The organism is Erythrobacter donghaensis (assembly GCF_002155425.1).
Lineage (GTDB): Bacteria > Pseudomonadota > Alphaproteobacteria > Sphingomonadales > Sphingomonadaceae > Erythrobacter > Erythrobacter donghaensis.
In genome coordinates, this window is the sequence record NZ_MUYG01000011.1 from 528,946 (window position 1) to 554,037 (window position 25,092).

At 67.5% G+C, this 25,092-nt stretch carries 14 protein-coding genes; 5 read left to right on the top strand and 9 right to left on the bottom strand.

Going from position 1 to position 25,092, the window contains the following annotated elements; translation table 11 throughout:
* Positions 1–87 precede the first annotated feature (87 nt).
* Positions 88–1,872 (bottom strand): IlvD/Edd family dehydratase, encoded by a 1,785-nt coding sequence (locus tag BZF59_RS14080; RefSeq protein WP_086608866.1) that lies wholly within the window; start codon positions 1,870–1,872, stop codon positions 88–90.
* A 361-nt stretch (positions 1,873–2,233) separates the two neighbouring features.
* Between BZF59_RS14080 and BZF59_RS14085 the strand changes: the two genes are divergently transcribed.
* From BZF59_RS14085 to BZF59_RS14105, 5 genes are all read left to right on the top strand, one after another.
* Positions 2,234–3,676 carry an alpha/beta hydrolase gene (locus tag BZF59_RS14085; protein ID WP_086608867.1) on the top strand — a complete coding sequence of 481 codons (1,443 nt, stop codon included), beginning with the start codon at positions 2,234–2,236 and terminating at the stop codon, positions 3,674–3,676.
* 65 nt (positions 3,677–3,741) lie between these two features.
* Positions 3,742–5,052, top strand: coding sequence for a S8 family peptidase (locus tag BZF59_RS14090; protein WP_086608868.1), 1,311 nt, complete (start codon positions 3,742–3,744; stop codon positions 5,050–5,052).
* Positions 5,049–6,134 carry a ComEC/Rec2 family competence protein gene (locus BZF59_RS14095; RefSeq protein ID WP_086608869.1) on the top strand — a complete coding sequence of 362 codons (1,086 nt, stop codon included), beginning with the start codon at positions 5,049–5,051 and terminating at the stop codon, positions 6,132–6,134. The genes BZF59_RS14090 and BZF59_RS14095 overlap by 4 nt, the downstream gene beginning before the upstream one ends.
* Before the next feature lie 39 nt (positions 6,135–6,173).
* A complete protein-coding gene (locus tag BZF59_RS14100) occupies positions 6,174–7,031 on the top strand; it encodes a caspase family protein (protein WP_086608870.1) in 858 nt (285 codons plus the stop codon).
* Positions 7,032–7,045: 14 nt separating this feature from the next.
* Complete coding sequence (locus BZF59_RS14105; protein ID WP_086608871.1) at positions 7,046–10,573, top strand: CHAT domain-containing protein; 3,528 nt, start codon at positions 7,046–7,048, stop codon at positions 10,571–10,573.
* 55 nt (positions 10,574–10,628) lie between these two features.
* On the opposite strand, the gene BZF59_RS14110 is transcribed toward BZF59_RS14105, so the two are convergent.
* The 8 genes from BZF59_RS14110 to BZF59_RS14145 form a co-directional block, all read right to left on the bottom strand.
* Positions 10,629–16,127 carry an AAA domain-containing protein gene (locus BZF59_RS14110; protein WP_245806168.1) on the bottom strand — a complete coding sequence of 1,833 codons (5,499 nt, stop codon included), beginning with the start codon at positions 16,125–16,127 and terminating at the stop codon, positions 10,629–10,631.
* Positions 16,124–17,338, bottom strand: a complete 1,215-nt coding sequence (locus BZF59_RS14115) for a M48 family metalloprotease (RefSeq protein WP_211277402.1) — start codon at positions 17,336–17,338, stop codon at positions 16,124–16,126. The genes BZF59_RS14110 and BZF59_RS14115 overlap by 4 nt, the downstream gene beginning before the upstream one ends.
* A 134-nt stretch (positions 17,339–17,472) precedes the next feature.
* Entirely contained in the window at positions 17,473–18,111 is a 639-nt protein-coding gene (locus tag BZF59_RS14120) for an isochorismatase family protein (protein ID WP_086608872.1), read from the bottom strand.
* Positions 18,111–19,295: a CaiB/BaiF CoA transferase family protein gene (locus BZF59_RS14125; RefSeq protein WP_086608873.1), complete on the bottom strand. Its 1,185-nt coding sequence runs from the start codon at positions 19,293–19,295 to the stop codon at positions 18,111–18,113. Before BZF59_RS14125 ends, BZF59_RS14120 begins: the two co-directional genes overlap by 1 nt.
* Positions 19,292–21,181, bottom strand: a complete 1,890-nt coding sequence (locus BZF59_RS14130) for a hydantoinase B/oxoprolinase family protein (RefSeq protein WP_086608874.1) — start codon at positions 21,179–21,181, stop codon at positions 19,292–19,294. The genes BZF59_RS14125 and BZF59_RS14130 overlap by 4 nt, the downstream gene beginning before the upstream one ends.
* A 4-nt stretch (positions 21,182–21,185) precedes the next feature.
* A complete protein-coding gene (locus tag BZF59_RS14135; protein WP_086608875.1) occupies positions 21,186–23,243 on the bottom strand; it encodes a hydantoinase/oxoprolinase family protein in 2,058 nt (685 codons plus the stop codon).
* Positions 23,244–23,258: 15 nt separating this feature from the next.
* Complete coding sequence (locus BZF59_RS14140) at positions 23,259–24,167, bottom strand: hydroxymethylglutaryl-CoA lyase (RefSeq protein ID WP_086608876.1); 909 nt, start codon at positions 24,165–24,167, stop codon at positions 23,259–23,261.
* A 183-nt stretch (positions 24,168–24,350) separates the two neighbouring features.
* Positions 24,351–25,016, bottom strand: coding sequence for a GntR family transcriptional regulator (locus BZF59_RS14145; RefSeq protein WP_086608877.1), 666 nt, complete (start codon positions 25,014–25,016; stop codon positions 24,351–24,353).
* Positions 25,017–25,092 lie beyond the last annotated feature (76 nt).

Consider the following 25,092-nt stretch of genomic DNA (forward strand, 5'->3'; position numbering starts at 1 on the left):
GAGCGCGAGCGCGATCAGGTGCCGCATCGCCACGCTCGATTTGCACCGGCAAGAATACAGAATTGTCCGTTACAGCCGCAGGCTGCTCTAGTGATTGTCGCGCGGCAGACCGCGGGTCTGGGCGATGCGCTGGAACTGTTCGCTCCCTTCGATGATCGCGCCGCTCTCCATCTGGCCGACATAAGCGCGGTGGATCATCTGCCACGGGGTCTGCGAGGCAGGGTAGGCATAGCCCCCCGCTGCCTCCAGCGCGGCGCGGCGCTCGGCCAGCTCGCCCTCGGGAATCAGCACGTCGACCGTCCCGCGCTTCAGGTCGATCCGCACCCGGTCGCCCGACTTGAGCAGCGCGAGGCCGCCGCCCACCGCCGCCTCGGGCGAGGCGTTGAGGATCGAGGGGCTGCCCGAGGTGCCCGATTGTCGCCCGTCACCGATGCACGGCAGATTGGCGACGCCTTCGCGCAGCAGATAGGCGGGCGCGCGCATGTTCACGACCTCGGCCGAGCCGGGATAGCCGACCGGCCCGACACCGCGCATCACCAGCAGCGTGCGCGCATCGATCGCGAGCGCGGGATCGTCGATCCGGGCGTGGTAATCCTCCGGCCCGTCGAACACGATCACCGGGCCTTCGAAAGCGTCGGGATCGTCGGGATCGGAGAGGTAGCGCGCGCGGAAATCCTCGCTGATGACGCTGGTCTTCATGATCGCGCTGTCGAACAGATTGCCGGAGAGCACGACGAACCCGGCATCGGGTTTGAGCGGCCGGGCGAAGGGGCGGATGACGTCCTCGTCTTCGATCACGGCATCGCGGCAATTTGCGCCGAGGGTCTTGCCGTTGGCGGTCAGCGCCTCTTCGCGGATCAGCCCCTGCTCGATCAACTGCGCGACCACCGCCGGAACCCCGCCCGCCCGGTAGAAATCCTCGCCGAGATATTGCCCCGCCGGTTGCAGGTTTACCAGCAAGGGCACGCGGTGGCCGTATTCCTGCCAGTCGCGGATCGACAGTTCGACGCCGAGGTGGCGGGCGATGGCAGCGAGGTGGATCGGCGCGTTGGTCGACCCGCCGATCGCGGAGTTGACGACAATCGCGTTGAGGAACGCCTTGCGCGTCATGAGGTCGGAGGGTTTCAGATCCTCATGCACCATCTCCACGATGCGCTTGCCGGTGTGATAGGCATTCTCCTGCCGGTCGCGATAGGGCGCGGGGATTGCGGCGGAGCCGGGCAGGCTCATGCCCAGCGCCTCGGTCAGCGAGTTCATCGTCGTCGCCGTGCCCATGGTGTTGCAGTAACCCGTTGAGGGGGCGGAGCTGGCGACCAGCTTGATGAAGCCCGCATCGTCGATTTCGCCCCGGCTCAGCATCTCGCGCGCTTTCCACACGATCGTGCCCGATCCCGTGCGCTCGCCCTTGTGCCAGCCGTTGAGCATCGGGCCGACCGACAGCGCGATGGCGGGGATGTTGACCGTGGCGGCGGCCATCAGCGCGGCGGGCGTGGTCTTGTCGCAGCCGACCGTCAGCACCACCCCGTCGAGCGGATAGCCGTAGAGCAACTCGACCAGCCCGAGATAGGCAAGATTGCGGTCGAGTGCGGCGGTGGGCCGCTTGCCGGTTTCCTGGATCGGATGCACCGGAAACTCGATCACAACGCCGCCCGCCTCGCGAATGCCTTCGCGCACCCGCTCGGCCAGCACCAGATGATGGCGGTTGCAGGGCGACAGGTCGCTCCCGGTCTGGGCGATGCCGATGATCGGCTTGCCCGAACGCAGCTCCTCGAGGCTGAGGCCGAAGTTGAGATAGCGCTCGAGATAGAGCGCGGTCATGTCGATATTGTCCGGGTTGTCGAACCATGCGCGCGAACGCAGCTTGCGGGTCATCGCATGCCTGCCATCAGCCCCGATGCCAGCGCGGCAACGCGGCGCCATCCCGTTCTCAACATAGACCCTCCAGCCAGTGTGCTGATCGACCTGCTGTCCCTATGCGCATACAATTGGGCAAGACAAGGCGGAAAGCTCCCTGCCGCCCCCGAGCGAGTGGGACTGAGCCGCCGACAGACTGAACGCTTCTGCAATCTCGGGGAATTGTCCTTGTATTGCAGGGCGCGCGGCTTTATCCTGCGGGCCTATCCGAAAAAAGAATGGGTCTGCTGCTCTGTATCGCCGGGTTCGGTGGTCAGAGCTGACATGCACGTGTGCGGTATCGGCTGCACGCGCGGGAACCGGCAAAGGGGAACGGGTCATGGAAGGCACGCAAGTGGCACCTGACAGCGCGTTCGAACAGCGCGCGCTCGTCACAGCTTTGCTGCGCGCGGCGCAGATCTATCGCATTGCTGCGGAACATGTCGGTCCGGTCGATCTCGCGGCGCTGCTTGGCGAGGCGGCGCAGGCGCGCGAACAGTTGGCCACAGCCATCATCGCACGCACCGGGATCGAGGTCGAGGACCCCGCCGCGCTCGCAATCGGGCTCGAGGATCCCGCGCGGGCGGCGCAGACCGGGCTCGGTCCGCTGCGCGAAATCATCGCCCGCGCCGAGGCGCAGATCACCGAGGTGCTGGAGGATGTCTCCCCCGGCAGCCTTAGCGCGAACGAGACCGAAACGGCGCGCGCGATGGTGGCTGAATTTCAGGCAGCCCTGACCGCGCTGGTGCGGGCCGCAGCGGTTGCCGGCGTCGATCCGGTCAGGCCTTCGCCCAAGGCGCAGGAAGAAAAGAACGTCTACCGCGTCGGCTTTGCCACCACCCGCGTGCCCGCGATGAAGGGGGACAAGGTCACCGACTTCACCGGCCAGCGCGGCGAGACGGTGCATTATGGCTTCTGCGACGTGGTGATCCCCGAAAACCGCCGCATCGGCACCACCGGTTCGCCCTGGTGGCGGCGCATCTTCACGGGTGACGACCGGCTGCATTACGATCGTCCTGAGGTCGCCGGGGCCGATGATCTGTGGGCATGGATGCGCGAGCGGATCGGCGGCGACGGCGCGGACGACGCTCTGGTGTTCATCCACGGCTACAACGTCTCGTTCCGCGCCGCCGCGCTCCAGACCGCGCAGATCGGCGCCGACCTCGGCTTCACCGGCGCGATGAGCTTTTTCAGCTGGCCCTCGCGCGGGCGGCTGCTGGGCTATCTGATGGACGGCACGACGATCGAGGCGAGCGAGGGTGCGATCGCGCAATATCTGGTGGATGTCGCGGAAAAATCGGGCGCGCGGCGGGTGCATGTCATCGCCCATTCGATGGGCAACAGGGGGCTGCTCGGGGCGATGAGCAGGATCGTCGGCCACGCCGCCGCGCTGACGCACAAGCGCTTCGGTCAGATCATCCTCGCCGCGCCCGATGTTGATGCGCAGACCTTCCGCCAGCTCGCTTCGGCTTACAATGCGCTGGCCGAGCGCACGACGCTCTATGTCTCGCCCGCCGATCTCGCGGTGCGGGCCTCGCGGCTGGTCAATGGTGCCGCCCGGATCGGGTTCACCCCGCCGGTTCCGGTGATCGCGGATATCGACACGATCAGCGTCGAGAAGGTCGATCTGACGCTGCTCGGCCACGGCTATGTCGGCAGCAGTGACGAGGTGCTGGTCGACATGCACGAATTGCTGAAGGATGGGTCGCCGCCCGACCAGCGGTTCCGGCTGATGCCGGCGATGACGCCCGATCAGGCGCGCTACTGGCGTTTCAGGGCGTGATTTAGACGACGTGTGGCGCGGGGCCGCAGCGGCGACCTTGCCCACGAGCAGAGGAGCGGGGACGCATGGCCAAGCACGATCGGCGCTACATTATCATCGAGGCGATGGGCGACATGCCCGAAAGCGCCGGATCAGACTGGGCCGAAGCCGCTCCGCCCCCGCCACCCCCGCGCACTGCGCGCAGCATGCCGCCTCCGCCGGCCTTCAAGCGGTTCGGCGTGGAGGCAGCGGCAGTCCCCACGGCCCGGGCGCAGCCGGTCAAGCTCGACATTCAGGAACATTCCCTGAGCGAGGCGCAGGCCGCCGAAGCGCGCCAGTCGGCCGCGCCCGACCGGCCGCGTCTGGTGCTCGAAAGCATGCCGATGCGGCTGATCCGCCCGGCCAGCGAGGGAGACTCCGCCAGCGCCGCGCCTCTAGCGGGCGATAGCTGGGGAATTGTGGCGACCGGGGCGGATGTCTCGACGCTGACCGGAGCGGGGGTGAGGGTGGCGGTGCTCGATACCGGGATCGATCTCGCGCATCCCGCCTTCGCCGCGATCACGAGCCGGATCGAAGTCCGCGACTTCACCAGTGCGACCGGCTCCGGCCACGATATCGACGGTCACGGCACACACTGTGCAGGCACGATCTTCGGGCAGGATGTCGGCGGGCGCCGTATCGGCCTTGCCCGGGGGATCGAAAAGGCATTGATCGCAAAGGTGCTCGCCGACAGCGGCCAGAGCGACACCAAATGGCTGTTCGATGCGATCAACTGGGCGGCGCAGGAACAGGCGCAGGTGATCTCCATGTCGCTGGGCTTCGACTATCCCGGCATGGTCAGGCGGCTGATCGAGGATTACGACTTCGCGCCCGACGCCGCCGCCTCCGAGGCGCTGGTCGCCTTCGCCCAGAACCTGCGCGCCTTCGATGCGCTGATCGACTTTCTCGAGGCGCAGGCCCCGTTCGGGCGCGATGCGCTGGTGGTGGCGGCATCAGGCAACGAATCCCGCCACACGGGCAGCCAGCCCGCCGCGATCTCGGCCGGGCTGCCGAGTTCGGCCGAAGGGGTGGAGGCGATCGGCGCGCTGGCGCAGGGCGGGGCGGGCTTCACCCTCGCGCCCTTTTCCAACATCAATGTCGATCTGTGCGCGCCGGGGGTGGGGATCCTCTCCGCCAAGGCGGGCACGACCGGTCTCACCACCATGAGCGGCACCAGCATGGCCTGCCCCCATGTCGCGGGCATCGCGGCGCTGTGGTGGGAACAGATGCGCAGCATCAATCCGCGGGTCAGCGCCCGCGAAGTGCGCGAGCGGCTCTATGCCGCCGCGGTCGCGGATGGCCTGCCCCAGCCGTACAATCAGACCGAGTTCGGCCGCGGGCGGGTGATGGCACCATGAGCATTCTGCGGCTCACCATGCTCCCCGCCAACGAGGGTGACTGCCTGCTGCTCGATTATGGCGAGGACGAGGACCATCTGCGCCACGTGCTGATCGACGGCGGGCGCAAGGCCACCTGGCGGCATCTCGAAGCCGCGCTCAGCGCCGTCGCCGCGCGCGGCGAGACGATCGACCTGATGGTGCTCAGCCATATCGATGCCGATCATCTCGACGGGCTGATCGCGATGGCCGAAAAGGGTTCGCCGCTGGTGCCCAAAGCCGTGTGGTACAACGGGTTCGATCAGCTCAAACGGCTTACCCCGCTGGGCGGTGTCGCCCCGCTCGGCTTCAAGGGCGCGGACCAGTACAGCCTGCTGCTCGAAGAACTGGGCTGGCCGGTCAACGCCGATTTCAACCGCGGCCCGGTGATGATCGAGGCGCGGCCCGAACCCTTCACCTTCGCCGGGCTGACCCTCACGTTGATCTCGCCCGATCGCGGCAAGCTGGAGGATCTGCGCCGCGAATGGGAGAAATGGCGCGAGGGGCAGGACGACGGCGGCACCGGCCTGTCGCCATCCCCCGCCGAGGCAGCGCTTGCGCCGCTGGGCAAGCGCGAGATGCCCGACGTGCTCGATGTCGAGGCGCTCAGCGCTCCGGGCGGCGACGACAACAGCGAGGCCAATGGTTCCTCGATCGCGATGATCGCCGAATATGCGGGCAAGCGCGTGCTGCTCGCCGCCGATGCCCATGCCGATCTGATCGAGGCAGGGCTGGCGAAGGCGGCGGGCGATGAGGCGCGCGTGACGATCGACCTGTTCAAGCTGTCGCATCACGGCAGCCGCGGCAATCTGACCGAGGCGCTGCTCGCCCGGATCGATTGCCGCCGCTTCGCGATCTCCACCAATGGCTCGCGCTTCGGCCATCCCGATCCCGAATGCATCGCCCGGCTGCTGCGCTTCGGGACGCCCGGCCCGAAGACGCTCTACTTCAACTATGCCACCGATCGCACCACCCCGTTGGACGATGCGGCGCTCAAGGCGCAGTGGGACTATGCCTGCGTCTTCCCCGACGCCGCGCCGGGAGGGCTGGTGATCGATGTCTGATCCGCGAGTAGATCGAGACCTTGGGGAGGCTATCCGACGATGAGCGACGCGGTGCCCGGCGGCAGGGGCTATTCCCTGCACATCGGCGTCAACCACGTCGATCCGGCGCATTACAGCGGCTGGGACGGGCAGCTCGTCGCCTGCGAGGCCGATGCCCAGGTGATGGCCGCCATTGCCGAGGCAAACGGCTTTGCCCCCGAACTTCTGCTGACGGCTGCAGCCACCCGCGAGGCGGTGCTGGACCGACTGGCCCGCGTTGCCACCGATGCCCGGCCTGGCGACATCGTGATGCTGACCTACGCGGGGCACGGCGGGCAGATCCAGGACTGGAGCGGCGATGAGGCCGACCGGATGGACGAGACCTGGTGCCTGTTCGATAGCCAGCTGATCGACGACGAGATCTTCACCTGCCTTGGCCGGTTCGCCGCCGGGGTGCGGATCGTGATGATCTCGGATTCCTGCCACAGCGGCACGGTGTTCCGCGGCGAACGGGCCGCCGCGCGGAACGTGGATGCGTCGGTGCCGCGCATCCGGGCCATGCCCTCGAGCATCGCCCGGCGCACCTACCAACGCAACGAGGATCACTACCGCACCACCGAACATGGCCTGTTCGCGCGCGAGTGGAAGGGGGTGCGTCAGGAGCTCGCCTTTCCGGTGGCGGCAGCGGCGGTCCATTTCAGCGGCTGCATGGACCACCAGTTCAGCCATGACGGGGATACCAACGGCCACTTCACCGAAAAACTGCTGGAGGTGTGGGCTGGGGGCGCCTTCAGGGGCACGCATTCGGCGCTGCACCGCGAAGTGCTGAAACGCGTCCGGTCCGACCAGACCCCGCAACTGGCCCGCTTCGGCGGGGGCGATGCGGCCTTCGACACCCAGCGCGCCTTCGCGATCTGACCGGGGGCAGGGCGGTGGCGAAAACAATCTTCGAGATCAGGTTCGGCACCGGGGACGGCCCGGGTCGCTTCAGGCAGCTCGTCCGCGAGAATGGCGAGGAAAATGATTTCCTCAAGGGCGAGTGTGAAATCCCCCATCTCGTCAGCGACCTGAGCCTGGACGCGGCGACGGGTGCGGGCGAGCCGGGGATCGTCTATCGCCGTTCGGGCGAAGAGACCGCACCGCCCGCGGAAATCTCGATCAACACGGTTGCCCAGATGCAGGCGATCGGGGCTAGACTGTTCGAAAACTGGTTGTCCAGTCGCCTTCAGGTCCTGATCGGCAACCGCAAGAGCGGGGAGCGGGTCGAACTCCGCTTCGATCTCACTGAATGTCCCGATCTGGCAGATGCGCCGTTCGAACTGCTCGGCCTGCCCGAGGAAGACACGGTCCACTTCCTCGCCACCAGCGCGGGCACACCGGTGTCGCGATACTTTGCCAAGGGCCAGAGCAGCGGCTCGCCGCCCAAGCCGCAGATTGAAGGCGTCGCGAGGGCACTGTTTCTGGCGGCCAACCCGGCGTCAGGGCCGGAGCTAGATATCCTCGCCGAGATCGAGGCTGTCACCCAGCTCAAGCTGGAGCAGATGCCCACGGCGCCTGACACGAAGATCGACGTTCCGCTTGCCGCAGACGGTCTGATCCAGTGGACGGTCATGGCCAATGTGTCGAAGCCCGGCCTGATCACGCAGCTTGGCGAACATTGGGACATCATCCATTTCGTTGGCCACGGCGGCTTCGACGAGGCCGAGGGGCGGCACTTCATCGAAGTGCATCACTACAACCCCGAGCTGCCCGAACCAGTCTTCGATGAGGAACTACGCGAAGCGCTCAAGAATTCGCTGCCCTCGCTGGTGGTGCTGAACGCCTGCGGCACCGGGAAGACGACGCTGGTCCAATATTTCACCGGCCTCGCGCGGACGCTGGTCCGCGCGCAAGTGCCCTATGTCGTCGCGATGCGGACCGACGTGCCCGATGAGGTCGCCCGGCGCTTTGCGGCGCGCTTCTATCGGGAGCTGGTGCAGACCGACGCACTGACCAAGGATTTGAACAGCCCGACCGTCGCCGCTGCGCTGGGCCGCCATGCGATCCTGACCGCCTCCGGGAACGACGCTTGGATGAAGGTCAGCTTCTCAATCCCGGTGATCTATTCGAGCCTGCCGAACGACCAGCTTGGCCCGCTGCTCAGCCTGCCCGCGCCGCCGGTGCCGTTGCCGCCGCCTGTCCTGCCGGACGAACCGGGTGGCCCCTTTGCGCGGGCATGGAAGTGGATCGGCGAGAACGACAAGCAGGTCATGGTGCTGATGGGCATCGCTTCGCTGGTGGTCGGAGCGGTCGGCGTCATGCTCGCGCTCGGCGATGGGTCTTCGGAGCAGTCGGGCTCAAGCGGCGATCCGCCGCCTGAGGTGGAGCAGCCGGTCGGTTCCGCGCCCGACGACGCGCAAGCGGGGCCGGACGGCGAGGAAGCCATGGTTGAATCGGCGGGGGACGAATTTCCCGACAGCGGCGGCTCACCGGGCTACGGCGGCGGCTACGGAAGTGGCTACGGTTCGGGCGGGCGCAATCCGGCGGGCGGGTATGAGGAACCCATCGAATATGGCTATTCGATCGGGGCCTATCCATCTGACGGGGCTGGCCGCCTCGAAAGCCGCGCACGCGATTATCGCGAGATCGACTTGGGATCGCCAGTTCCGCCACCACCACCGCCGCCGCCACCGATGACGGTGCCTCCGCCACCCAGTGCGGGGTCCTGCTTTCCCCAAGTGGTCTATTTTGCGGGGTCGAGCGAAATCCCGCTCACCGACTGGTCGCGCGGGCTGAATCCGGGCGTCTGTTATTCCCAGCGGGTGCTGGTCGTCGGCCACACCGACCGTGTGCCGAGCGCTGCGGAGAGCCTCGCGCTCTCGCTGCGCCGCGCCGAACGGATCAAGGCCGAACTGCGCGCCATTCTGCCCGACGCGGAAATCTACGTTCTCGGTGCCGGGGAAAGCCAGCCGCGCATTGCGACCATCGACGGCGAGGCAGCCTCCGAAAACAACCGGGTTGAGATCACCGAGCTGGGCTGGGACAGCGCCCTTCCCGGTCAGGTCGATGCTGCGCAGATCGCCTATGAAACCGCGCGCAGCGCCTATCGCAGGCAGCTTAGAGTGCTGGATAGCGAGATTTGGGCAAGCGCTGCGATCCCGCCTGCTGATGCGCTTCCCGCGTCGCTGCGCCCGGTCTTTGACAGGCTGGAGATCGAACGCCTTGCCAGCGAAGCCCTGCTGCGTGCCGAACGCGCCGCGACCCGCGAGACCGTCGCCGATTTCGCCAACGGGCAGGCGGCGCTCGACCGCCAGATCGCCGCACTCCGCGCCGCACGGGACGAGGCCCGCATGGTGACCATCGCGTTGAGCGATCACACGGAGGCGATCGCGGCGGCTGAGAAGGCGATTGCCGAGGGCCAGTCCAGCCTCGCGATCCCGACAATCACCGCCCGGCAGCGCAGCGCCTTGCGGCGGGCCGTGGAGGCTGCGCGGACGGCCCGCGCCGAGACCTATGTGGGCAACGACTGGGCCCTTGCCGATTATCGCGACGACACGGCGCGGCTGGACGACGCTTTGGCCGCGCTGACCAACGCGCTGGAGGACGTGGCAGACCAGCGCGACGCCTACCGCGAAAAGCTGTGGGCCGAGCAGCGGGCGCTGTCCGGGGCGCTGGAGGATCATTCCGATCTGCGGGTCGAAATCGCCTCGCCCTACATGCACCCCGACGATCGTCGGCTGGCATTGTGCGACGGATATCTGCTGCGCGACGCGCTCTACACCGCGCTCGATATGGCCGATTTCGGGTGGGATGAAGGCGAGATGCGTCAGGCGCGTGATAGCCTTGCCGTGTGTGCGCGGCGGCGCGACCGGCAGGTGGCGGAGATCTTTCTGCCCGCGCCATCCGGACGGACTGCTGCCGAGGCCGCGAACCCGCTCGACCGCTTCACCGTCACCACCCCGCGCCGCATCTTCGCAGTGAACGACGGGCCACCACCGGGCGAAGGATCCCGGCTTGAGGTGCGGCTGCGCATCGGGGGCCTGCCGCAGCTCGATTACGAGGAGCGCGGCGATGCGCTGGTGGTGCCGACGCGCCAGATCGATGCGCTCGCCGGGTGGCTGGAAGCGGCCGACCGGCGCGCTGCGGACATCGACGATTGCGACGGTCCGGATTGCCCCGCACGAGTTCCCGCTTTTGCCGCGATCCATCTCGAAATGCCGCTGGGCGAGGGCGAGAATTTTCTCGCCGTGGCAGAGCGCAACGCCGAATGGCTCGCGATCGTCGCCGATCGGGTGCGCCGCGCCTATGGCGGACGGGTCGAGATCGTGGCGCGGCAATGCGCCTGGCCCTGGACCAAACGCGCCGAGGATGGCGTTACCTCGGCACCGAACCTGAGCGGGGCGGCGATCTCGGTGGTGCCGCAAGATGTCGAACTGATGCTCGACCAGTGCCGGGCCGAAACGGTGCCCCCCGGCGAGTGACGGTCGTTCTTCCCTGCCGGTGCCGAAACGCCGGCTAGCGTTTTGAGGCGCGGTCTCAGCCGAATTCCTCATAGCCCTTGCGGGTCTTTTCGAGCGTCAGCTTGGTCGCCTCGCGCCGAGCCCTTTCGGGGTCGTCGTAGCTTTTGACCACGCGCTGACCCTTGGTGCCGACGCGGCCGTATTCGACGATCAGATCGGTGCCGAACACACCCACGCGCCAGAACTTGTTCGATGTGCCCGCGACGAGGCGGAATTCTGTCATCCCGGCCGGGGTTGCGGCGGGGGGCTCGGCCACGTCGAAAACCGGCGCTTCATCGGCCAGCGGCTGATCGGCGAAAGGCTGCACCACGCCGGGCGCAGGGGCAGTCGCGGTGATGCCGGTGCCCGCCAGCGGATCGGGATCGGCGAGATCCCAGCTCGAGCGGGACAGCTCCTGCTCGATCCGCTCGACCACCCCGGCGCGGTTGCGTAGCCAGCTGCTGACCGGCACATCGAGCACCCGCCAGCCAAAGGCGCGCAGGATCACCGGGCGGAAGACGAAGCGCTCCTCGATCGCCGCATCGGGCGTGCCCGCGCGGTCGAGCAACACCGCCAGCCGGTAGCCGCCGCCTTCGGGATCGACCACCGCCAGATCGCAGCGGAAGCTCGCGCCGCCGACGTGTTCATGCACCTCGTGCCCGCGCGCGCGCAGGGCAGCGGCGAGACTACTTCGCACCGGATCGGGCGGAAGCTGACCGTCGAAGGTGCGCGCCGCATCGGGGTTGAGCGTGGCGAGGACGGCCTGCGCCTTGTCCTGCGCGCCCGACGATTGCGCCTCGGCATAGGCAAGGAAGCTGCGCAGCGCGCGGGCGCCATCGTTGTGGACATTGGTGATCGCCTCGGGCGCGATGGTGCTGACGATGGCCATGTGCCGCTTGGCGCGGCTGAAGATGACGTTGAGCCGCTTTTCGCCCCCGCGCTGGTTGATCGGGCCGAAATTCATCGCCATTCGCCCGTCCGGGCCGGGGGCGTAGCACACGCTCATCAGGATGATGTCGCGCTCGTCGCCCTGCACATTCTCAAGGTTCTTGACGAACAGCCCGGTGAACTGCCCGTCCTCCTCGCGCTCGACCTCGCGGGTGAGCAGGGTGGAGAACGCCTCGTCCTCCGCCGCCAGCCGTTCGAGCGCGTCCTCGATTTCCGATTGCTGGGCTTCGGAGAAAGCGACGATGCCGATGCTGAGGCCGGTGTCGCGGCGCAGCAGCTCGCGCACAATGCCCGCGATATAGCGCGCTTCGGGCAGGTTGGCGCGGCGGTCGTAGACTCCGTCGGCCATGCGGTGGGTGGTGATCGGGGCGGCGAGCAGACGGTCTGCCCCCGCTGCCCAAGCGGCATCGTCGCCCGATTCCACCGCACCGCCCGTCGCCGATTGCAGGCGCAGCGAACGGTCGGGGATGGTCACCAGCTCCCCGGCATAGAAAGCCGCGTTGGAGAAGCTGATCAGCGCCTCGAACCGGCTGCGATAATGCCAGGCGAGCAAGGTGGCGGGCAGGTTGCGCGCGGCCTGTGCCAGCAGGCTGTCGGCATCGAGCACGATGGCGATCCGCTCGCCGTCTTCCTCGGCCAGCACTTCCATCTCGTCGTCTGACTGCGCGGCGCTGAAGAAGCTGGTGGGCGGCAGCTGCATCTCGTCGCCCACGATCACCACCTGCCGCGCGCGGCAGAGCGCGGGGACGGCGTCTTCGGTGGGCACCTGGCTCGCCTCGTCGAAGATCACCACGTCAAACAGGTCGGGTTGGAGGGGCAGCGTGTCGGAGACCGAAAGCGGGCTCATCAGCCACACCGGCTTCAGATCGGCCACCACCCGCCCGCTATCGGCGCTGGCGATCTCGCGGATTGACTTGTAGCGCATGGTCTTGCCGAATTCGTGCTCCAGCTCGCGCCGGCCATTGGCATAGACGCGCTTGAGCTCGCGCCCGGCGGAGTCGAGCTGGGTGACCGAGGTTTCGGACAGGCGGACGTTGTCGCGGAACTGGCGGTGGAGCGTCGCGCGGATTGCGGCGGCATTCTGATCGCGCAGCATTGCGCGCGCGGCGGCGGCGCGGCGGGAGAGCGCAATCATCCGCTCGATATCGAAGCGGCGAATGTCGGGATGGGCACGCTCACGCTGTGCGATGGCCTCGTCGACGACCAGCGCCTCGATCCCCGCCAGCGGCAGCGGCAGGCGGGTGAGCGCCGCCGCGACCGCGGGCGGGGCGGCGAGCACCGGGGCGAGGTGCGGCAGCAAATCGGGCAGGTCGTCGAGGCTCTCCTGCAAGTCGCGCAGCACTTCGCCGAGCCCGTCGAGGGTAAGGGTCTCTGGCTGGTCGAACAGGTCGGCGCTGGTCTGGGCGAGGGCCGCCATCACCGGGGCGAGGTGGGCAAGGCGCGCCAATGCGGCCTGACCGTCGCCCGTGCGCGCCAGATCGAGCATCCGGGCGCTGGGCGGCGTGGCGGCGTGGTCCGCGAGGCGCGCATGGAGCGCGAGCAGTGCGGGCAGAGCGGGCGTGCCGAGCCGCTGGGCCAGCGCCGTACGCGCGCTGTCGAGATCGCTGCGCGCCTGATGCAGCGCGGCGAGTTGCTCCAGCACCGCGGTCACCTTGGGCGCGACGGCATGGGCGGCAAAGTCGTACCGGGCGCGCACCGTGGCCTTGAGCGTGCGCCAGGCCCCGCTGAACACCGCGAAGAGCGAGCCTTCCTTTGCGCGCGCCAGTTCCAGCGCGGCGGCGGTATCGGCAGGCCCGAGCGGATCACGCCATCCGGCGGCTGCCTGCGCGGCGGCTGCCTCGGCAGTCTCAAGCGCGCTGATCGCCGCCATGTCGCTGCGCAGGGTCTGGCTCTCGGGCGAGGCCGGATCGAACAGCCCCGGCCAGCGCACCAGCCCGGTGTCCACCAATGGGCGCGCGAGCATCACCGCATCATGCGCTGCGGCCAGCGGGGTGTCGCCGGAGAGCGGCGCGCCTTCGTCGGAAAACAGCGGGTCGAGCCGTTCGAGGTGCCCCGCCATATCGGTCAGCGCGGCTTCGATCCGGGCATAGGGCCGCTCGCCCAGCAACAGCTCCGCCTTGAGCCGTGCGAAAGGATGCGCGGCGAGGTTGGGCGCGCCCGCGAGTTCGCCAAAGGCCCGGAAAGCGCGCGCGGCGGTGTCACGGTGCGCGTCCCACTGCGCCAGCGGCGGCAGGCTCTCGCGGATCGCGGTGCCGATCCCCGATGGCGGTGCGGGCAGGGCAGCGGCGCGGCGCACCAGATCGCGCAAGGGCGCCGCGCCGCTGGCGGCATCGGAGCTACCCACGGCAGTTTCGAACGCGGCGATCTGGCGCAGATGCTCGCTCAGCGCGGCAACGGTCTGGGCGCGTGCGGCGCGGGCATCCTCCAGCCCGTCGGGCGTGCGGCCCCAGCGCTCGTAATGCTCGCCAAGGTCGGCGATGAAGCCTTTCTTGTCGTCCTGCGCATCATGAATGATGGTCGCCAGCCCATCGAGCCCGGCCTGCCCGAGCCGGTGATAGACCACATCGAGCGCCGCGCGCTTCTCGCACACGAACAGCACCCGTTTGCCCTGTCCGGCATAGTCGGCGATCAGATTGGTGATCGTCTGCGACTTGCCCGTGCCCGGCGGGCCCTGGATGATGTAGCTGCGGCCCGTGCGCGCGAAGGCGACCGCCTGATCCTGCGTCGCATCGCTCGCCACCACGCCCCATTGCTCGGCAGGCGGGATCGGCGGCGGGGCGTCCTCGACAAAGGGGCGCGGTTCGATCGAGAAGACCTGATCGAAGGCGGGCTGCGCTTCGGGCGTGTCGATCAGCGCGTTGTAATCGCGCACCAGCGACATTTTCTTGTAGTTGAAATTGGCGAGCGTGACGCAGGTGCAGTCGAGCTCCCAGCTGTACTTGTGCCCTTCGCCCCCGACCTTGCCGTAGGCGAGGCTCTCGGTCTCGGCGACCATCAGCTCGCGCTTGGGGGTGTAGCCGCCGCCGGTGGCGATGCGCTGCGGCAGGGGATCGGGCTTCACGAATTTCTCGAACAGCGCGAGGCCGAGCGGGCGATAATCCTCGCGCGAATAGCTGAAATCGGCCTTGGCGCTGATCGTCTGGCGGCTGCCGGAGCGGCGGGTAAACTTGTTTACGCGCGCCACCGCGCGCTGGAGGATCAGGCGGATCGCCGGGCGTTCCTGCAGCTCCAGCCGGACGCCGGGCTCGCTCTCGTGGATCTGGCGGCGGATGAGCTCGTGGACCGTCTCGATCGACGTCTGCGCCAGATCGACCGTTTCGGGCAGCTCGATGGCATAAAGCTGGCGCAGCATATGCCGCAGCGCCGGGTTGAATTCGGCGACGCTGTCGGGGCAGGTCAGCACATACTGATCGCGCACGCCCTTGCGCTTGGCGACCTCGACCGGCAGCCACAGCAGCGGCGAGCTGATGCGCTCCTCGGGCGCTTCCTTGAGGTTGTGCCAGTGCAGGAAGGCGACCGTCAGGCGCAGGCTGGAAAAGCCGTATTCGTTGCGATTGCGCCGGTTTTCCTGAATGATCCGGTCGAGCTGCGAGGGGATCTGCGGCTGGTCTTCGAAGCGCAGCCAGCGATTGAGCGGCACCGCCTTGCCGCCCAGCACGTCCTTCGCAAAAGCGCCCTTCCACGTGCACAGCGCATCGGCGCGCACGCTTTCGATCCGCATCACGATCGGGATGCTGGCATCGGTGAAGTTGATCGAGCTCTGGGTCGGGCGGAAGTGGATCAGGCGGTTGCGGCGCGACAGGTCGAACAGGCGGTCGCGCAGGTGGCTGAGGACTGCGGTGCGCCGTCCGGGCACGCCCTGCGCTTCGGCCAGCACACGCTCGACATCGATCCCGGCGGGTTGATCGCGCCAGGTATCGAGCCGCTGGGCGAGTTCGGCGACATCCTTGGCGCGTTCGTGGCGGTTCAGCTCGGTCGCTTCGAGGATCAGCGAGGCGATCACCGGATTGAGCCGCGGCGCGATGGCGAACAGGTTGTCGCGGTTCATCGAGAAGCGCTTGAGATCTTCGTGATCCTCAAGGTCGATCCCGCAGGCGAGCGCGGCCATGATCATGCCGAGCTGGAAGATGTCGGTGATCTCGTCGTGGTGGCCGAGCGCGCTTTCCCAGTTTCTGAGACCGGTGATGAAGGCCGGGTGCGTGGGTTCTGCCTCGTCGCCATCGAGCACGGTGAGATCGTCGACCTTGGTGCCCAGCGCCTCGTCCTGCGTGACGCGGTAGTTGACGACCAGCTTGAGCGCGCTTGCGGCCTGCGGCTGCACGGCGTGGATCGCGGCAAGGTTGCTGCGCGGGGCCAGCCCGGCGGGATCGGCGAGGGCGAGCTGGCCGTCCTCGCGCTCGATCACCGTGTCGAGCGCGATCCGCGCCACGCGGCCTGCAGCATGAAGCGCGGCAACCTCGCGCATCAGGCCGAGCATTGCGTGGACAAGATCGTCGGGCGGCAGGCGGTTGCCTTGCTTCAGCACCGCGCGCAGCGGACGGGTGGAAGCGGCGGCGGGTGCGGCGGGATCGTGCATCATGTCGGTCATGCTGCCTTGCCCGCCTGGGCGACGAGCTTGTCGGCGCGCGCCTTGGTCCATTTGAGATCGCGCCGCAGCGCCGCGGTCAGCTGCGCGCTCGCGCCGATTTCAGCGGCGATCTTGGCCGCCGCCAACATGCTGGCATCGACCGCATCGGGATCGGCCATCGCCAGATCGAACATCAGCGCGATGAAATAGTCGCGCGTGGCATCGTCGATCCGCTCGGGCGCGATCTGGGCGAGGTCGAGCGGCACTTCCTCCGAGCGGCCATAACCGGGAAACATCGCGCGCAGCTGGGTCTCGATCTCGTCGCTGCCATGCGCCGCTTCGGCCATGAACCGTGCAAGGAAGCCGCGTGTCATCGCGGTCAGCCGGCTTTGGCCCATCAGATCGAGCGCCTCGATCGACAGCGGGCCTTGCAGCTGCTTTTCGAGCCATTGGGCGAGCTCAGGATCATCCGCCCACCACAGCTGCAGCGCACGCGCGCGCAGATAGGCTTCGGGGTGAGACACCCCGCGCGACTTGCCGCTTGCCGCCTCGACCTCCTGCGCCTGCCGCAGATAGGCCTCGGGATCGACATTGGTGAGGCCGGTCATCACCTTGACCAGCACCGCCACCGCCGGGCCCGGCGCGCCTGCCGCAATCGCCGCGCCGCGATCGGCGAAGAGCTCGGTGTTGAGGCTCAGCAGCCGCGCGGTCTCGCGGTGCGATGGGCGCGCATCGGGATAGGACAGCGCGTGATCGAACACCCGGCTGGCGCGGTAATGCTCACGCTCGCCCAGCGACCACAGCAGGTAGTGCGATAGTTCGTGGCCCATCAGCGCCAGCAGTTCAGCCGCATCGAGCTTTTCAAGGATCGGGCCGAAGAACACCAGGTGGATCTCGCCCGGAACATAGACCAGCGAGGCGTTCATGGAGCCGTCATTGGCCTGATACAGCGTCACCGGCGCGGTTATGCCGAGCCGCTCCATTGCCGTGTGGCAGGCCTCGAACACCGCCGGGTGGCCCTGCGGTTCGAGCCGGTAGGTGTCGCGCAACATCGCATCGCGCACGCCTTCGGTCTGGTCAGTCATGAGGCCCGAGCCCGACCATTCCCACGCGTGCCGCTCCTCGCGCCGGAGGTAGTCGACGACATCGAGATGATAGGCGAGGGGGAGCAACATCCGCCGGTTGTGGATGTCGAGCTCCGGAAGGCCCTGCCCCTGATTATCCTGCATCATCAAAGCACTCGAACGCTTGCGCCGTGCGGTGGTCCTAGCGCGCAACTCTTAAGCGCGCGTGACTCGGGGCTGGCAAATTCAGGGGCTTGTATGACAGGTCTGGCCCGGCGCTCAAGCCGCAGCGCGCGCCGTGTTCAGGGTCGGGCGACGGCGGCGATCACCGCCAGTGCCTCGGCCTCGGAGATGACTTCGGCATATTTGGCCTGAAGGTCGAACAGATTGGCCTCGTGCGGGGCGGGGTGGCGATCGGCGCAGGCCTCGCGCACCACCAGCGGGATAAAGCCGTGCTGCATCGCATCGAGCGCCGAGGCGCGCACGCAGCCGCTCGTGGAGTAGCCGGTGATCAGCAGCGTATCGATGCCCTCGGCGTGGAGCGCTTCGGCCAGCCCGGTGCCGAAGAAGGCGCTGGGATATTGCTTGGTGAACACGCGTTCGGAGGGCTGCGGGGTCAATTCGGGCGGGAAGGCGCCCAGCGGCGTTCCCTCGACGAAAGCCTTCAGCACCGGAGCCTTGCGGTAGAACACGCCGCCGTCGGAGCCATCCGCCTTGTAGCTGACATTGGTGAAGACCACCGGCACGCCCCCGGCGCGCGCCGCTGCTGCCAGCCGCGCGTTGCTGTCGCGTGCGGCGGCGGCGGTTTCCATGAACAGCGCCGAGCCTTTGGTGAGATAGGCCGCGACCACATCGACAATCAGCAGGGCCGGGCGCGTTCCGGGCTGGAGCCGCCCTTCATAGACGCCCGCGTAATTGTCGGATGCGGAAGGGCCGTTCATCAGATGATCCCGGCTTCGGCCAGCCGCGCGAGTTCGTCCGCTCCCATGCCCAGCCGTTCGGCAAAGACCTCGGCATTGTCCTGTCCGGGCGCGGCAGGCGCAGGGCGGCTGATGGTGCTGGGGGTCTTGGAGAGCTTGGGAAAGGCGTTCTGCATCTTGATCTTGCCCCGGTTCTGGGTCTCGACCTCGATGATCGCCTCGCGCGCGGCAAAGTGCGGGTCGGCGAGCATTTCGGGGGCGCGGTAGACCCGGCCTGCGGGGATCGAATATTCGGTCATCAGCGCGTCCACCTCGTCCACGGTGAGCGTGCCCGTCCATGCGTTCACCAGCGCGTCCAACTCGTCCTGATGTCGCCCACGCGCGATATGGGTCGAATAGCGCTCGTCCTGCGCCAGTTCAGGGCGGCCCATCGCCTGGCACAGGCGGGTGAAGATCGCATCGCCGTTGGCGCCGATCATGTAGCTGCCGTCCTTGCAGGAATAGACGTTCGACGGCGCGATGCCCTTGAGCACCGAGCCGGAGCGTTCGCGGATCACGCCGTTGCGGTCATATTCGGGGACGAGGCCCTCCATCACCTGCAACACCGCTTCATAGAGGGCGGAATCGACGACCTGACCCTCGCCGGTCTTCTCGCGGTGGTGGAGCGCGGCGAGCACGCCCATGCAGCCGTAGGTCGCGCACAGGGTGTCGCCAATTGAAATGCCCATGCGGGAAGGCGGACGGTCGGGCTCGCCGACGATGTAGCGCCAGCCGCCCATCGCCTCGCCGATCCCGCCGAAGCCTGCGCGGTCGGAGTAAGGCCCGTCCTGCCCGTAGCCCGACATGCGCGCGATAATCAGGCCGGGGTTGATGGCGTGAAGCTCGGCGGGGGAGAGGCCCCAGCGTTCGAGCGTGCCGGGCTTGAAGTTCTCAATCAGCACATCGGCCTCGGCAATCAGCCGCTTCGCCAGCGCCTGACCTTCGGGCACACGCAGGTTGCAGGTGACCGAGCGCTTGTTGCGCGCGATCACTTCCCACTGCACCTTCTCGTCGCCCTGGCCCCAGTTGCGCATCGGATCGCCCGCGCCCGGCGGCTCGATCTTGACCACATCGGCGCCCATGTCGCCGAGCAACTGGCCGCAGAACGGGCCGGCGAGGAGCTGGCCCATTTCGACAACCTTGATCCCTTGGAGAGCGCCGCTCATTCCGCCGCCTCCCGTAAGGCCGTCCAGACCGGCTGGACGGGAGCAGGAAGGCCGGTTTCGGCCTCGCAATTGGCGCGCAGCGCGTCGATGCCCGGGCCGTAGTCGAACAGCGGGAGTTCGCCCCGGCTCGCGGACATTTCGGCGCGCAGTGCCTCGGTCGCGGCAGTATCCACGACGCCCGCGCCATCCGCAACCACGCCATAGGCCCGCGCGCCATCGGGGGTGACGAGACCCTGCCGGATTTCGAGGCCCACCAGTTCCGGATCGCGCGCCAGCGGGTCGCCCCAGCCGCCGCCGCCCCAGGTGATGAAGTGGAGGAGGTCGCCCGCCTTCACCGCGACGCTCTCGACCTTGTTGCCGACGATCTCCTGCGTCCCGTCGGCCCGCTCAAGCACCTTTTTCGCCCGCGCGCCCGGATGCCCGCCATTGACGCCCCACGGGGGCACGAACCAGCGGTCGTCATGGATCGCGATCTCGCCATCAGCGAGGAAGCGGTAGGTCATGTGGATGCCATTGCCCCCGCGGTGCAGGCCCGCCCCGCCGCTGTCGGGCGCGGTGGAATAGCGCTCGATCCGCAAGGGGAAGTAGCGCTCGAGGAATTCATTGGGGACATTGGTGAAGCCCGGCCACAGCGAATGCCCGTCCGGCCCATCACCCAGCGGACGCCCGGGGATGCCGCCGAAGCCGATCTGGAACAGCTGGAACCAGTCGCGTGTCCCGTCCTCGCGGCTGTCCCATCCGGAATAGAACAGGTGCGGCGAGGATGAGAACCCGGCGGCGTTGAGGAACTCCGGTGTCTTCTGCCCGAGCAGCCCGCCGAGGATGTCGAAGATCCGCCCCAGCGCGTGCGTGCGGCCCGAGAGCGCGGCGGGGAAGTGCGGCTTCAGCAGCGAGCCTTCGGGGATGCGCACCTCGATCAGATCGTAGAACCCGTCATTGAACAGGATCTGGGGATCGAAGACCATGATCATGTAGATGCCGAAGAACATCTTGAACATGTTTTCATTGAGGAAGAAGTTGATCGAGGCGGCCGATTGCGGGTCGGTGCCTTCGAAATCGAGGATCACCTTGTCCCCATCGCGCCACATGGTGCAGCGGATCTTGTAGGGGCCGTAGCCCTTGCCGTCGTCGCAGATGTAATCCTCGAAGCTGACCGGCTCCTCGGCCACGGCCATCGCCAGCAGCGATTTCATCGCGCGGTGGTTGCGCGCCAGAAGCTCCTGTGTGGCGGACACGTAAACGTCATCGCCGAAGCGGTCGGCCATTTCGACCACTCGGCGCGCGGCGACGCGGCAGCTGGCGATCAGCGCGTTCAGGTCCGCCTGGCACCAGTCGGGCTTGCGGGTCTGGTGCATCACCAGCTTCATCAGGTCTTCGTTGTATTCGCCCTTCTTCCAGATCTTCACAGGCGGGATGCGCACGCCTTCCTCAAAGATTGAGGACGCGCCGATCGGCATCGAGCCGGGGACCGAACCGCCGATGTCGCTCTGGTGGCCGAACATCGCGGTGAAGGCGATCAGGCGACCGTCCTTGAACACGGGGAGCAGCACCAGCCAGTCGTTCGAGTGGCTGATTGCGCCCGCGCAGGAATAGGGATCGGAGAGGAAGATCATGTCCCCATCCTCGATCGTGCCGTCATAGCTGATCAGGAAGCCGTCGATGAAGCTGCCGAACTGGCCGACGATCATCTTGCCGGAAGGATCGGCGATCAGCGGGAAGGCGTCGCCCTGCTCGCGGATGCCGGGGGACATGGCGGTGCGCACGAGCGTCGCGTCCATCTCGATACGGGCGTTCCGCAGCGCGTTCTCGATAATGTCGAGCGTGACCGGGTCGATTGCGACCTTCTGGAAGGGGGCGGGGTTGGTTTCGATGATGCGAGCCGGCATGGTCTTAGCCCTCCGCCTTGAGAGTGATGAGGATGTTGCCGACCGCGTCCACGGCCGCGCGGCAATCGTGTTCGACCAGCGTGGTCGAATCCATCTCGGTGATGATCGCGGGGCCTTCGATGACGTCGCCCTGACGCAACCTGGCGCGGTCGTAGATGACAGCCGCGCGCTCCTCGCCGCCGATCCACATCATGTGGTCGCGGATTTTGGCAGCGGCGGGATTGCCGTCGCCCTTGGGCAGTTCGGCGGCGGGAAGCGCAGGGGCCTGCCCCTGCGCCACGGCGCGCAGGTTCACGATCTCGTGCGGGGTGTCCATGTTGAAGGTGAACAGGCGCAGGTGCTCTTCGTCGAAGCGGGCCAGGATGCCTTCGATCCCGTCCTTTTCGAGAATGTCCTGCGTGATGGTGAGCGGTACTTCGAAGGCCTGCCCCGCGTAGCGCACGTCTATTTCGAACAGCGAGGTGATCTGATCCTCGGGAATGCCGTCGGCGACCAGCTCGCCGCGGGTCTGCTCGGCCATGTCGTCGAGCACCTGCACGAGATCAGCGATGCTGGTGTCGCGGGCGAGGCGCGAGAAGCTGCGCGCGGTTTCGGTGCGCATCCGCGTGGTGGCATCGCCGAGCGCGCAGAGCACGCCGGGGGAGACGGGGGAGATCGCGGGCCAGCTGCCCATCAGCCGAGCGACCGCATTCACATGCAGCGGGCCAGCCCCGCCAAAGCCCATCAGCGCAAATTCGCGCGGGTCGTAGCCCTGCTGGACCGAGATCATCCGCAGCGCGCCGAACATGTTCTCGTTGACGATGTCGATGATCCCGCGCGCGGCCTCCATCAGCGTCACGCCCAGCGCATCGGCGATGGTCTGCACCGCCGCCTTGGCGCCCTCGCGGTCGAGCTTGAAGCTGCCGCCGAGCAGGTCTTCGGGCAGGTAGCCGAGCACCACATTGGCGTCGGTCACCGTCGGGAGCGTGCCGCCCTTGTTGTAGGCGACCGGCCCCGGCACCGCGCCCGCGCTCTCCGGCCCGACACGCAGCGCGCCGGTCAATTGCGGGACGTGGGCGATCGAGCCGCCGCCCGCGCCCACGGTTTTCACGTCCAATGCCGAAGCGCGCACCGAGAGGTGGCCGACTTCGGTGGTGCGCTGACGGCGCGGCTCGAGGCCCTGTATCAGCGCGACGTCGGTCGAGGTGCCGCCCACGTCGAGCGTCAGGATATTCTCGAAGCCCGCATTCTTGGCGACCCACAGCGCGCCCGTCACACCGCCCGCGGGGCCGGACATGAGGATGTTGACCGGGTGCTCCTCGGCCTTCTGGCTCGACATGAGCCCGCCATCGGAACGCAGCAGCGAGAGGCGGCCCTTGAGGCCTTCCGCCTCCAGCTTGGTGCGCAGGTTCGAGACGTATTTCGACACCACCGGGCGCACCGCTGCATTGGCGACGGTCGAAAGCGTGCGCTCGTATTCCTGCATTTCGGGCAGGACTTCGTGGCTCAGCGAGACGGGGATGCCCGGCAGTTCCTCGGCGGCGATTTCCCCGATGCGGGCTTCGTGCGCGCCGTTGAGATAGGCGTTCATCAGGGAGACGGTGAGCGCTTCGATCCCGTCACCCTTGAGCTTGCGCAGCGCAGCGCGGACCGCATCCTCGTCAAGCGGGGCGACCTCGCGGCCTTGCGCATCCATCCGTCCCGGCACCTCGACCGTGTGTTCAAGTCGCGCCAAAGGCTGAGGCTTGGGCCACACGATCCAAGCCGCAAGCCCACCGGGCACGAAGCTGCGCGCGATCTGCATGATGTCGCGGTAGCCCTGTGTCGTGACCAAGCCCACGCGCGCACCCTTGCCCTCTAGCACGGCATTGGTGGCGACCGTGGTGCCGTGGAGGAAATAGACGATATCGGCGGCGGTGATCCCCGCCTTCTCGGTGATCGCCTTCACCCCCGTCAGGATGCCTTCCGAGGAATCATGCGGGGTCGAGGGGGTCTTGTGCCGCCAGAAGGCACCGCTTGCCTCGTCGAACAGCAAGAGGTCGGTGAAAGTCCCGCCCACGTCCACACCCAACCTGTATGTCATGCCGTTTCCTCTTGATTATGCTGCGCGGGCAACCGCTGAGGGCAATTCGCGCCCCAGCAGCTGCGCAAACCACTTGTTGGCGGCGATCGCCGCGTCGAGATCGATACCTGTCGCCACTCCCGAACGCGCCATCATGTAGATGAGGTCCTCGGTGGCGATGTTGCCGGTGGCGCGCGGCGCGAAGGGGCAGCCGCCGAGGCCGCCCAATGAGGCGTCGAAAATGCCCACCCCCGCCTTGTAGGCCTCCCACGCATTGGCGATGCCGGTGCCGCGGGTGTTGTGAAAATGCGCGCGCATCGGGATTTTGCCGATGAGCAATTCGCCGAGCTTGCCGAACAATTCGCCCGCCTCGAAGGGCGTGCCGACGCCGATGGTGTCGGCGAGCGCGATTTCTTCGGGGTTTTCGATCGCCAGTTCCTCGGCGATGGCGAGGACGGTGGAATGCTTGACCTCGCCCTCGAACGGGCAGCCGAAGGCGGCGCTGATCGTGACCTGTGCGCGCATCCCTTCGGCACGGGCGAAGCGCAGCATGTCGCGGGTTTCGGTAATGCCTTCCGCGATGGTCTGGCCCTGGTTCTTCTGGCCGAAGGTGTCGCTGGCGACCACCACGCAGCCGACCTGATCGACGCCCCGCTTGCCGCCCTCTCGGGTCGCCAGCGCCCGCATCACGCCGCGTTTGTTGAGGACGAGGCCGACATAGGTGCAGTCCTTCCGGTCCGGCAGGCCCGCGATCACGTTTTCTGCATCCGCCATCTGCGGCACACGCTGCGGGTGGACGAAGCTCGCCACCTCCAGCCGCCGCGCGCCATAGCCGATCATGCGGTCGATCAGCGCCAGCTTGGTTGCGGTGCCGATGATGTCGGGCTCGTTCTGCAAGCCGTCGCGCGGGCCGACCTCGACCAGTTCGATGTTCTCGAAGCTCATGGTGAATCGCCTGACATTGGGGGATCGTCATCGCAAGGTTTAGCCAAATTGTATACAATTGCAATGACGCTGGTGTCGCTTTTGGCCGGGAACCTGTCGTCGTCCGTTGCGTTTCTGCGGGCTTCGACGGGCGAGCGCGTCGCGTGGCCGTTGCATGGTCGTCACGGGGTGGTTGCAGGGTCGTTACGCTGCTGCGTCGCGCTCCTTCGTCGGCCCCACGGCCCTTGCAAAGGTGTGGAAGGCGCGGCGCAGGTGGCTGCCCATTACTGCGCGCGCCCAGTCCGGATCGCGGGCGGTGAAGGCGGCGATCAGTTCATCGTGATCGCGCGCCGATTGCAGCAGGTCCTCGCGGGTATAGGTACGCGCGGTGCGCAGCACCACCGGCGCCTCGACCAGCCGCGCCAGCAGCTGTGCGAGGCGCGGCGATTGGGCGGCGTCGATGATCACGTCATGGAATGCGCGGTTGGCCTCGAGAAACCGCGCGACATCGGGGCTGGCCTGTTCGACCGCCGCCGTGAGATCGCGATTGACGGCCTCCAGCGCGGCGATCTGCTCTCGGGAAAGGCGGCTTGCGGCGCGTTCGGCGGCATGGCCTTCAAGCATCTGGCGAAGCACGAACATCTCCTCGATATCGTCGCGGCTCCAGTCGGCCACGAACAGCCGCTTGGTGTCGGAGCGCACCAGCAGTAGCTCGTCCTCCAGCCGCCGCACCGCCTCGCGCACTGGTGTGCGGCTGACCCCGCTGATCTGCGCCAGCTGGTCTTCAGTGATCTGCTCGCCCGCCGCCATCGCGCCGCTCAAGAGATGGGCACGAATCCTCGCATAGGCCTGGTCCGAGGCGCGACTCATGCCGGGCCGGAAGGGGTGCGAGCGAGGAGAGGGGAGGGGGTCATGCCGTTCCTTGTGCGGTCATCGGCTGTCTCCG